Raw genomic sequence first — 11741 nt, 5'->3', positions numbered from 1 at the left:
GATAATGACGGTGAAGTTAATTAACTTTGGGGAAAGTTGCTCTGGCTTAATAGTGTTGCTGGAAAGCCGCTGTACGTGAGAAATATTATTCTACGTAAGTAATCATTTCAGCGATGATTAATTTCCTCCGAAACTGCATTTCATTTCTTTGACGCTCTTCCGGGATCGCTTTTTCAGCGAAGCGCACACTTACACAGTGGCCTCGATCACACTTTTATGCTCATCCCCGCTACTCCTCCCTGCCTAATCCCCGACAGGAGGAGGAAGAGGCGCAATGAGCCAGGCACACTAACGCCAAATGTGTTTTCTCTCTACAGGATGCCGATTCCCTATGTCACAGCCTACTTTCAACAAAGCTCAATTCCAGGCTGCCCTGACGCGTCAGTGGCAGCGTTTTGGCCTTCATGCTGCAAACGAGATGACGCCTCACCAGTGGTGGCAGGCGGTGAGCGGGGCGCTCGCAGAGCAGCTGGACGCTCAGCCCGCGACGAAGCCTGTGAAAGGCCAGCGTCACGTCAACTACATTTCGATGGAGTTCCTGATTGGCCGTCTGACGGGTAACAATCTGCTGAACCTTGGCTGGTATCAGGACGTCGGCGATGTGCTGAAAGAACACGACATCAACCTGACCGATCTGCTGGAAGAAGAGATTGATCCGGCGCTGGGTAACGGCGGTCTGGGACGTCTGGCAGCCTGCTTCCTGGATTCCATGGCAACCGTGGGCCAGTCGGCCATTGGCTATGGTCTGAACTACCAGTACGGTCTGTTCCGCCAGTCGTTCGTTGACGGCCACCAGATGGAAGCGCCGGACGACTGGCATCGTAATACTTACCCGTGGTTCCGCCACAACGCACAGCTGGATGTGCAGGTCGGGATTGGCGGGAAAGTCACGAAGCAGGGGCTCTGGGAACCAGCGTTCACCATTACCGGTGAAGCCTGGGATCTGCCGGTGCTCGGCTACCGTAACGGCGTGGCGCAGCCGCTGCGTCTGTGGCAGGCGAAGCACGCGCATCCATTCAACCTGACTAAATTCAATGACGGTGATTTCCTGCGCGCCGAGCAGCAGGGTATCGACGCCGAGAAGCTGACCAAAGTGCTCTACCCGAACGACAACCATCTGGCGGGTAAAAAGCTGCGCCTGATGCAGCAATACTTCCAGTGCGCCTGCTCCGTGGCGGACATTCTGCGCCGCCACCACCTGGCGGGCCGCAAGCTGGCGCAGCTGCCGGACTTCGAAGTTATTCAGCTCAACGACACGCACCCAACCATTGCCATCCCGGAACTTCTGCGCGTGCTGATCGACGAGCATCAGCTGAGCTGGGACGACGCCTGGGCCATCACCAGCCGCACCTTCGCCTACACCAACCACACCCTGATGCCGGAAGCGCTGGAGTGCTGGGATGAGAAGCTGGTGAAAACGCTGCTGCCGCGCCATATGCAGATCATCAATAAGATTAACGACCAGTTCAAAACGCTGGTGGAGAAAACCTGGCCGGGCGATAAGGCCGTTTGGGCGAAGCTGGCCGTGGTACACAACAAACAGGTGCGCATGGCGAACATGTGCGTGGTAAGCGGCTTTGCGGTGAACGGCGTGGCCGCGCTGCACTCGGATCTGGTGGTGAAAGACCTCTTCCCGGAATACCACCAGCTGTGGCCGACCAAATTCCACAACGTGACCAACGGCATTACGCCGCGTCGCTGGATCAAACAGTGCAACCCGCTGCTGGCCGGCCTGCTGGACAAGACCCTGAAGAAAGAGTGGGCCAACGATCTGGACCAGCTCATCAACCTGGAAAAATACGCTGACGACGCGAAGTTCCGCGAGCAGTACCGCGCCATTAAGCTGGAGAACAAGGTACGTCTGGCCGAGTTCGTGAAAATGCGTACCGGAATTGAAATTAACCCAAATGCGATTTTCGATATCCAGATCAAACGCCTGCACGAGTACAAACGTCAGCACCTGAACCTGCTGCACATTCTGGCGCTGTACAAAGAGATCCGCGAGAACCCTCAGGCCGACCGCGTCCCGCGCGTGTTCCTGTTCGGTGCGAAAGCGGCGCCGGGCTACTACCTGGCGAAAAACATTATCCTTGCCATTAATAAAGTGGCGGCGGCGATCAACAACGATCCGAAAGTGGGCGACAAGCTGAAGGTGGTGTTCCTGCCGGACTACTGCGTCTCTGCGGCTGAAATGCTGATCCCGGCGGCGGATATTTCCGAGCAGATCTCTACCGCCGGTAAAGAAGCGTCCGGCACCGGCAACATGAAGCTGGCCCTGAACGGCGCGCTGACCGTCGGCACGCTGGACGGTGCGAACGTTGAAATCGCCGAGAAGGTCGGTGAAGAGAACATCTTTATCTTCGGCCATACTGTTGAAGAAGTGAAAGCCATCAAAGCCAAAGGGTACGACCCGGTGAAATGGCGTAAAAAAGACAAAGTGCTGGATGCAGTGTTGAAAGAGCTGGAAAGCGGAAAGTACAGCGACGGCGACAAGCACGCGTTTGACCAGATGCTGCACAGCATGGACAAACAGGGCGGCGACCCGTACCTGGTGATGGCGGACTTCACCGCTTACGTTGAAGCGCAGAAGCAGGTCGACGTGCTGTATCGCGACCAGGATGCCTGGACCCGCGCGTGTATCCTGAACACCGCGCGCTGCGGTATGTTCAGCTCTGACCGCTCAATCCGTGATTATCAGGCTCGTATCTGGCAGGCAAAACGCTAAGGAAGCGCGATGGAGAGTAAACGTCTGGACAGTGCCGCGCAGGCGGCGGGAATTAGCCTCAGTTACATCAATGCGCACGGCAAACCGCAGTCTATTGGTGCGGACACCAAAAGACGTTTGCTGGATGCCATGCACAAAACCGACGCGAAAGCGTCGGGAGCGCCGGTGCCGAACGTGAAGGTCTTTACCGCGGGCAAAAAGATGCCGCTGGCGGTGGAAGGTCGCGGCGAGTTCAGCTGGCTGCTCACCACCGAAGAGGGGCATCAGCATAAAGGCCATGCCACCGGCGGCAAAACCCTCACCCTTCCGGCGAAGCTGCCGGAGGGCTATCACAGCCTGACGCTCACCCAGAATGACAGCCGCTTCCACTGTCGGGTGATCGTCGCGCCGAAGCGCTGCTATGAGCCGCAGGCGCTACTCGAAGGCAAAAAGCTGTGGGGCGCCTGTGTGCAGCTTTACACCTTGCGTTCAGACAGCAACTGGGGCATTGGCGATTTTGGCGACCTGAAAAAGATGCTGGCATCTGTTGGTGAGCGCGGCGGGGCATTTATCGGCCTCAACCCGATCCACGCCCTCTATCCGGCGAATCCGGAAAGCGCGAGCCCGTACAGCCCGTCTTCCCGCCGCTGGCTGAACGTGATCTACATCGACGTTAACGCGTTAGACGATTTCAAAAACAGCAAAGAGGCGCAGGCGTGGTGGAAGCTGGACACCACCCAACAGATGCTGAAACAGGCCCGCGATGCGGACTGGGTCGATTATGCCTCCGTGACCGCGCTGAAAATGGCGGCGCTGCGTCTGGCCTGGAAGGGCTTTGCGAAGCGTGACGACGAGCAGATGGCAGCCTTCCGCCAGTTTGTGATGCAGGAAGGCGAGAGCCTTTACTGGCAGGCGGCGTTTGATGCGCTGCATGCGTATCAGGTCCAGGAGGATGAGATGCGCTGGGGCTGGCCGGTGTGGCCGGAAGCGTATCAGTCCGTGGATACCCCGGAAGTGAAGGCGTTTTGTGAGACGCATGCCGACGAGGTGGATTTCTATCTCTGGTTGCAGTGGCTGGCGTACAGCCAGTTTGCTGCCTGCTGGCAGGTGAGTCAGGGCTATAACATGCCGATCGGTCTGTATCGCGATCTGGCCGTCGGCGTGGCGGAAGGCGGGGCGGAGACCTGGTGTGACCGTGAACTTTACTGTCTGAAAGCCTCCGTCGGTGCGCCGCCGGATATTCTGGGCCCGCTTGGTCAGAACTGGGGCTTGCCGCCGATGGATCCGCACGTGATGGCGGCGCGTGCCTACGAGCCGTTTATCGATCTGCTGCGCGCTAACATGCAGAACTGCGGCGCGTTGCGTATCGACCATGTCATGTCTGTGCTGCGTCTGTGGTGGATCCCGTACGGTGAAACGGCCGATCACGGGGCGTACGTGCAGTATCCGGTGGACGATCTGCTCTCAATCCTCGCGCTGGAGAGTAAACGTCATCAGTGCATGGTGATTGGCGAAGATCTCGGTACCGTGCCGGTTGAGATTGTCAGCAAGCTCCGCGACAGCGGGGTTTACTCCTACAAAGTGCTCTATTTTGAAAACGACCATGAGAAAACCTTCCGCGCGCCGAAAGCGTACCCTGAACAGTCAATGGCAGTCGCGACGACGCATGATCTTCCTACGCTCAGAGGCTACTGGGAAAGCGGCGACCTGACGCTCGGCAAAACGCTGGGTCTCTACCCGGATGAAGAGGTTCTGCGTGGGTTGTATCAGGATCGCGAGCTGGCGAAACAGGGGCTGCTGGATGCGCTGCATAAGCATGGCTGTCTGCCGAAGCGCGCCGGGCATAAGGCGTCGCTGATGTCGATGACGCCAACGCTTAACCGTGGCTTACAGCGCTATATTGCCGACAGCAACAGCGCGTTGCTCGGTCTGCAACCGGAAGACTGGATTGATATGGCGGAGCCGGTAAACATTCCCGGCACCAGCTATCAGTACAAAAACTGGCGTCGCAAGCTGTCCACTACGCTTGAAGCGATGTTCGCCGATGACGGGGTGAACAGGCTGATTAAGGATTTGGATAAACGGCGAAAAGCAGCCGCGAAGAAATAATAAAAAACCCGCCAGTGGCGGGTTTTTTATTGCCCGGTGGCGCTAACGCTTACCGGGCCTACAGGTATCGAGTAGGTCGGGTAAGGCGTAGCCGCCACCCGACTCATGGCATTAAATCACCATATTCAACAGCAGCACCCCGACCAGGCCACACACCGAAATAATGGTTTCCAGCGCGGACCAGGACTTGATGGTTTCACCGATGGTCAGGTTGAAGTACTCCTTGAACAGCCAGAAGCCCGGATCGTTCACGTGGGAGAAAATCACGCTGCCCGAACCGACCGCGATAACCATCAGCTCAGGGCTTACGCCCGTGGTCGCAATCAGCGGCGCAACGATACCACCCGCGGTAATCGCCGCAACGGTTGCAGAGCCCAGCGCGATACGCAGCACCGCGGCAATAGACCATGCCATCAGGAGCGGCGATACGTTGGTTTCATGCATCATGGCAGCAATGTATTTATCCACGCCGCTGTCGACCAGCACCTGCTTAAACGCGCCGCCACCGCCGATGATCAGCAGCATCATGGCAATGATTTTGATGGAAGAGGTCAGCGTGTCGTTGATCTGATCCATGGAACGACCACGGTTAAGACCGAAGGTGAACATGGCGATCAGGACCGCAATCAGCGTTGCCATCACCGGGTCGCCCAGGAACTCCGCAACGGACAGGAACGCGTGACCTTTCGGCAGAACCATCTCTGCTACGGCACGCATTGCCATCAGGATCACCGGCACCAGAGAGGTCCAGACGCTGACGCCAAAGCCAGGCATCTCTGCATCTGTGAAGGTTTTGGCGCTGTACAGGCCTTCCGGGATGGGCTTATCAATGCCTTTCAGGAAGCGCGCATAAACAGGACCGGCCAGGATAACCGTTGGGATCGCCAGAATCGTACCGAACAGCAGGGTTTTACCCATGTCGGCGTGGAAGATGGTGGCGATAGCCGTTGGACCCGGATGCGGCGGCAGGAAGCCGTGGGTGACGGACAGCGCCGCAGCCATCGGTACGCCTACGAACAGCAGCGGGATGTTGGCGGCAGCGGCGATGGTGAACACCAGCGGCAGCATCAGGACGAAGCCCACTTCATAGAACAGTGCGAAACCGACGGTAAAACCGGTTAACACCACCGCCCACTGGATGTGCTGCTTGCCAAATTTATCGATAAGGGTAGTGGCAATACGCTGCGCGCCACCGCAGTCCGCGAGCATTTTACCGAGCATGGCGCCGAAGCCCATGATCAGCGCCAGGCTGCCGAGCGTACCGCCGACACCGGCTTTAATGGAGCTGATAACTTTAACCAGCGGCATTCCCTGCATCAGACCGACTGCAAGTGCCACCAGAACCAGAGCGATAAATCCGTTCATTTTGAAGCGGATCATCAAGAGCAGTAATAACACAACACCGATAGCGACGATGACTAATGGCATGATTGACCTGGCCTTTGAATTGTTATGGGTAACGTCATTGTTTCAACGACAAATTCCGGTTGTCCCAACTGGGAACAGAGTATTAACGGCACTCATACTAATGCCTGCGAAAACGATAAGTTTAGTCGGCTGTTATAAGGGTGTTGAGTGCCCATGGGAATGATACGGGTAACATGACGTGATTGAGAATCACCCAGGGAGGCAAAATTTGAATTATGAGACGCAGGTCAACATATAGAGGGGGAGGCAAGAAAAAGCAGGCCCGGTAAGCGCAGCGCCACCGGGCAATACAGACGGGCACTGAATTAGTAGTAAGAGTGCTCGCCGCGCTGGTGTTCGGTCAGATCGCGCACGCCTTTCAGTTCCGGGAATTCGTTCAGCAGCTGCTTCTCGATCCCTTCTTTCAGGGTTACATCGACCATGGAGCAGCCGTTACAGCCGCCGCCGAATTGCAGGATCGCCAGACCATCTTCGGTGATTTCCATCAGGGAAACACGTCCACCGTGGCCGGCCAGCTGCGGGTTGATCTGCGATTGCAGCAGATATTCCACACGCTCCATCAGCGGGGCATCGTCAGAGACTTTACGCATCTTCGCGTTTGGCGCCTTCAGCGTCAGCTGAGAACCCAGCTGGTCGGTGACGAAATCAATCTCCGCATCTTCAAGATACGGCGCGCTCAGCTCATCAACGTATGCGGTGAGCTGTTCAAATTTAAGGGCAGTGTCAGTTGCTTCCACAGCATCCGGAGGACAATAAGAGACACCACATTCTGCATTCGGAGTGCCTGGATTGATCACAAACACGCGGATCTGCGTCCCTTCTTCCTGATTTGCCAGCAGTTTGGCAAAGTGCGCTTGTGCAGAATCGGAAATACGGATCATAGCTTTGGCCTAATAGTTGACTAAATTACCTGGGTATAATCATACGCCCATTGAAGAAGGGCTACAAGGTACGGCACAGACACCATACCTGAACTGACGCGGCGCCGCTTTGCAAAAGCAGTCGGGAAAGTTCAGCCACGGTACTGCCCGTGGTGACGACATCATCCACAATCGCGATATGGAGACCGTTGACCGGCAATTCAAGGCGAAAGGCGTTTTTCAGGTTTCTTTTGCGCGACCGGGCGTTGAGCCGGTGCTGAACGGCAGTGGCATGAATACGTTTCAGCGCAGAGGCGGGGTACCGGCAACCCAGCCAGCGGGCGAGCGGACGGCACAGCAGGTCGCTCTGATTGTATCCCCGCCGCCAGTGCCGACGCTGAAAGAGTGGCACGTTCACGAGCGTGTCGACCGACGGTAGCCCGCGCGTTCTTCGCGCCTGCAATACCGCCAGTAATAACAGGCGTGCCAGTGGCTGCGCCAGCGCGAACTGGCTGGAAAACTTAAACTGATGAACCAGACGACTCAGCGGCAAAACGTAATCATCCACCGCCACCAGCGCGCTCCACGGCGGCGCTTTTTTCAGGCATCGACCACAGGGGAGCGTCTGGCTTACGGCAGGCAAGCCGCATTGCGGACAGCCCTTCAGGTAACCCAGCGCTCCCGTGCAAACGGAACAGACGCCCCACGCGCTCAGCGCAAGTGGCATTCGGCATAGCCAGCACAAGCCGGGCACTGTTAGCATACGCAACCTCCATGTGAAAAAAGAGAACGTTAACTGATGAAGACGCTGTGGTGGCAGACCGTTGGGACGGGAAATTGTCATCTTGTGCTGCTGCACGGATGGGGACTGAACGCCGAAGTGTGGCGTTGCATAAGTGAGGAACTGGCCTCGCAATTTACGGTACACCTGGTGGATCTGCCGGGGTATGGCCGTAGCCACGGCTACGGCGCGATGACGCTCGAGGACATGGCGGAGCAGGTTCTGGAAGCGGCGCCGCAAAAAGCCGTCTGGCTCGGCTGGAGCCTGGGCGGGCTGGTGGCAAGCCAGATTGCGCTGCGCCATCCTGAGCGGGTCCAGGCGCTGATCACCGTTGCCTCATCACCCTGTTTCAGCGCCCGCGAGGCGTGGCCGGGCATCAAACCTGAGGTGCTGGCCGGGTTCCAGCACCAGTTGAGCGAAGATTTCCAGCGGACGGTGGAGCGTTTCCTGGCGTTGCAGACGATGGGAACTGAAACCGCCCGTCAGGACGCGCGGATGCTGAAGCAGACGGTGCTTTCCCTGCCGATGCCGGAGGTTGAGGTGCTGAACGGTGGACTGGAGATCCTGAAAACGGCCGATCTGCGTGAGCCGCTGGCGTCACTGACGGTGCCGCATCTGCGTATTTATGGCTATCTGGATGGACTGGTCCCGCGCAAGGTTGTTCCGCTGCTGGATGCGCTGTGGCCGGAGAGTGAATCAATGGTGGTTGCCAAAGCGGCACATGCGCCGTTCATCTCTCATCCTGCTGAGTTTTGTTCAGCGCTGACCGGTTTTATCAGCGAAGCGTCCACCACTCCCTGAGGCAGGCTTTACCTTCCGGACAACTTTTACAACTGCCGGACAGACAACTGTCCGGCTCTTCCTGAATGCGCACGGCTTTCCCCATCGCCTCCAGCCTTTCCAGCATGGCATCGATCATCGGCTGCGGCGTATGCAGGCTGAGGCTGAGCTGCTTCGCCTCCATTCGTCCCTGTAACGCCAGTAAGTCACGGACCTGAATCAACGATGCCATCTTTTTTCCCCTCAGTGACAGTCGCCCGCAGGGCTACTACAGCAGGTCGTTGGGGTTTTGCGCGTTGCCAGCAGGTTAACGTCAACGCGGCTACGTGCCCGGCGCAGCAGGCCAATCACCATCACGTTAAACAGGATCACCGCGAGGATACAGACCAGGCTGTAGCGCGGATGCTGGCTGTAATTGACGGTTTGATAAAACACGGTCGCCAGCGAGTAGGCAATGTTCAGCCCCCACAGAATGGAGAAGCCCATCCAGCCGCGGCTGGACTCACGGGCAATGGCGCCCATGACCGAGATGCACGGAATATAGAGCAGGACGAAGATCAGGTAGCTGTAGGCCGCCGACGCGCTGCCAAATTTCTGGCCCATCACGCCCATTGCTCCGGTCGCCATTACGCCGTCGCCTTTGCTGGCTTCAATCGGGTTCGCCAGCACGCTCAGGCTGAAGGTGTCTTTCAGGCTCTGCCAGGTCTCTTCTACTGCACCCAGAAGTTCGTCACCGAGGCTGAACTCAGCCGGGTTGAACTCCTCTTCCTGGATGTTTTCCGCGGTGTAGAGCGTGTTCAGGGTGCCGACAACCACCTCTTTTGCCATCGCGCCAGTGAACAGGCCCACGGTTGCCTGCCAGTTGTCTTCCTGTACGCCAATCGGTTTGAAGACCGGCGTAATGATCCGGCTGACGGAGGCAAGGGCAGAGTCATTAATGTTGTCCGCTGCCTGGCCGCTCAGGGTGAAGCTGTTCAGGGCGCTCAGGAAAATGCTGACCACTACAATCACCTTACCGGCGCGCAGAACGAAGCCCTTCAGGCGCTGCCAGGTTTGAATAATCAGGCTTTTCAGATGCGGAACGTGATAAACCGGCAGTTCCATCACGAACGGCGACGCTTCGCCACGCATGATGGTGTGCTTCAGCATCAGGCCGGTGAGAATAGCCATCACGATACCCAGCACATACAGGGAGAAGACGGCTAGCGCCCCTTCCTGACCAAAGAACGCCGCGGCAAAGACCGCGAAGATCGCCAGACGTGCGCCGCAGGACATGAACGGCGCCATCATGATGGTCATCAGGCGTTCGCGCGGTGCGTCCAGCGTACGCGCGCCCATGACTGACGGCACGTTACAGCCAAAACCGACAATCAGCGGCACGAAGGATTTCCCCGGCAGCCCCAGCGCCTGCATCAGGCGGTCCATCACGAAGGCGGCGCGTGCCATGTAACCGGAATCCTCAAGGAAGGAGAGGAACAGGTACATCATGCCGATCTGCGGTACCAGCGGCAGGACGGTGTTGATCCCGCCGCCGATCCCCTGCGCAAGGAAGATGGTCAACCATTCCGGGAAGTGGAGGGTGTAGCCCAGCCACTGAATACCGTGCACGAAGATAGCGACAGAGCCGCCATCAAAGATGGGTTGTAATGCACCGCCGATGTTTATAGCGAGCAGGAACATTACGTACATCACCAGTAAAAAGATTGGCAAACCGAGGAAGCGGTTGAGCACAATCTTATCCACGGCGGCGGTGAAGCGGCTGGGTTCAGCGGTTAATGCATTGCTGACCACGTCACAGATAGCGGCGATGGCCTGATAGCGCGCATCCGCAATGTGCAGGGCCGGGTCATCCAGCTCGTCGCTCAGGCGAGCCTGTGCAACGCTCAGTTTATCCGCCGCATCGCCTGCGTAGGCGCGGCTGTAGATATCGCCTTCCAGCATTTGCAGGCCAAGCCACAGGCGCTGTCTGGCGGGCATGGCGTTGTCCATCTCCTGCGCCAGCTGCCCGGCCTCGCGCAGCAGCGGCTGGGCGTAGTGCACCAGTTCGACGTCGGCATTGCCCGTGTGGCGGTCAATTGCCAGCTTCAGGGCGTCAATGCCGCGCGCGCGGGTAGAAACCAGCGGAACCACCGGGCAGCCCAGACGGGCGGAGAGGGCGTCGACGTCGATGCGCAGCTTTTGCTTCTCGGCGATGTCGAGCATGTTAAGCGCTACGATGCAGGGGATCCCCAGCTCCAGCAGCTGTAGCGTGAGGTACAGATTTCGTTCGAGATTGGAGGCATCCACCACATTGATGAGCAGATCCGCGTCGCCGCTCAGAATATAGTGGCAGGCAATTTGCTCATCGAGAGAGGTCTGAGATGAAATTGTGGTGAGTGAATAGGTCCCCGGTAAATCAACCAGCGTGACCTGATTATCTGTCGTTGTGAACTGGCCTTCTTTGCGTTCAACCGTTACGCCTGCCCAATTTCCCACACGCTGGCGTGCGCCGGTTAACTGATTAAATAAGGTTGTCTTGCCGGAATTAGGATTGCCAATTAAGCCAATAGTTAATTTTTTCATTGTTTTAGACTCACTGAAACCGCTGGCTTGTTAACGGGATAAAGATTCAACTTCAATTAATGCGAGGTCTTTTTTACGCAGAACCAGATTAACGCGTCGGGTTTCGATATGAACAGGATCGCCCAACGGCGCCACGCGCACCACCTGGAATGATGAGCCGGGTAGCATGCCCAGTGACAGTAGCTTCTGCCGATAGGCCGGGCTTATCTCACGGGTAAAACCGATAATTTTCCACGCACTTTCTGGAGTGAATTGCATAGCGCCTGATTCCACGAGAGGTTAAATAATCAACACTGCGATGATAATGAGAATAGTTTTTATCAGCAATAATAAAAATGTGACGGGATGTTGTTAATCGTATTAATTTGCGGTCTGCTTGACCTTGCTCAATATTTGCGGGAATACCCGGGAAGGAATAAAAAGCGTATTTGTTAATGGAGTGATAAGTAGCGGTTTAAATATGGATATGCAATCGGTTTCATATTTTACGATATAATTTTTCCCCTCACCCCGGCCC

The 11741-nt window shown here is 57.0% G+C and carries 9 protein-coding genes; 3 read left to right on the top strand and 6 right to left on the bottom strand.

Translation table 11 applies throughout. The features are described 5' to 3' along the window. Positions 1–331 precede the first annotated feature (331 nt). Both malP and malQ read left to right on the top strand, forming a co-directional pair. Positions 332–2725: a maltodextrin phosphorylase gene (gene malP, locus INF86_RS00315; protein WP_063148126.1), complete on the top strand. Its 2394-nt coding sequence runs from the start codon at positions 332–334 to the stop codon at positions 2723–2725. 9 nt (positions 2726–2734) lie between these two features. Beyond that, on the top strand, positions 2735–4813 hold the full coding sequence (gene malQ / locus INF86_RS00310; protein ID WP_023298789.1) for a 4-alpha-glucanotransferase: 2079 nt from the start codon (positions 2735–2737) through the stop codon (positions 4811–4813). Positions 4814–4924: 111 nt separating this feature from the next. On the opposite strand, the gene gntT is transcribed toward malQ, so the two are convergent. From gntT to gntX, 3 genes are all read right to left on the bottom strand, one after another. After that, positions 4925–6241: a gluconate transporter gene (gene gntT, locus INF86_RS00305; protein WP_023298788.1), complete on the bottom strand. Its 1317-nt coding sequence runs from the start codon at positions 6239–6241 to the stop codon at positions 4925–4927. 305 nt (positions 6242–6546) lie between these two features. After that, a complete protein-coding gene (nfuA, locus tag INF86_RS00300; protein WP_003861601.1) occupies positions 6547–7122 on the bottom strand; it encodes a Fe-S biogenesis protein NfuA in 576 nt (191 codons plus the stop codon). A 61-nt stretch (positions 7123–7183) separates the two neighbouring features. Then, the gene (gene gntX, locus INF86_RS00295) at positions 7184–7864 is read right to left on the bottom strand and encodes a DNA utilization protein GntX (protein WP_023298787.1); all 681 of its coding nucleotides are present in this window, start codon (positions 7862–7864) and stop codon (positions 7184–7186) included. A 36-nt stretch (positions 7865–7900) separates the two neighbouring features. On the opposite strand from gntX, the gene bioH reads away from it, so the two are divergent. Beyond that, positions 7901–8683, top strand: coding sequence for a pimeloyl-ACP methyl ester esterase BioH (gene bioH / locus INF86_RS00290; RefSeq protein ID WP_045622171.1), 783 nt, complete (start codon positions 7901–7903; stop codon positions 8681–8683). On the opposite strand, the gene feoC is transcribed toward bioH, so the two are convergent. From feoC to feoA, 3 genes are read right to left on the bottom strand one after another with little or no spacing between them, the layout of a single operon-like run. Then, positions 8658–8894 carry a [Fe-S]-dependent transcriptional repressor FeoC gene (gene feoC, locus INF86_RS00285; RefSeq protein WP_015571443.1) on the bottom strand — a complete coding sequence of 79 codons (237 nt, stop codon included), beginning with the start codon at positions 8892–8894 and terminating at the stop codon, positions 8658–8660. The two genes, bioH and feoC, sit on opposite strands and share 26 nt — an antisense overlap. Positions 8895–8905: 11 nt before the next feature. Beyond that, complete coding sequence (gene feoB / locus INF86_RS00280) at positions 8906–11224, bottom strand: Fe(2+) transporter permease subunit FeoB (RefSeq protein ID WP_022649634.1); 2319 nt, start codon at positions 11222–11224, stop codon at positions 8906–8908. Between the two features lie 30 nt (positions 11225–11254). After that, positions 11255–11482 carry a ferrous iron transporter A gene (gene feoA / locus INF86_RS00275; protein ID WP_022649633.1) on the bottom strand — a complete coding sequence of 76 codons (228 nt, stop codon included), beginning with the start codon at positions 11480–11482 and terminating at the stop codon, positions 11255–11257. Positions 11483–11741: the final 259 nt, after the last annotated feature.

Source organism: Enterobacter cloacae complex sp. I1M, from assembly GCF_014982425.1.
GTDB lineage: Bacteria > Pseudomonadota > Gammaproteobacteria > Enterobacterales > Enterobacteriaceae > Enterobacter > Enterobacter intestinihominis.
Note: the sequence above shows the minus strand (reverse complement) of the source record. Positions and strands in the feature narration are given on the sequence as shown.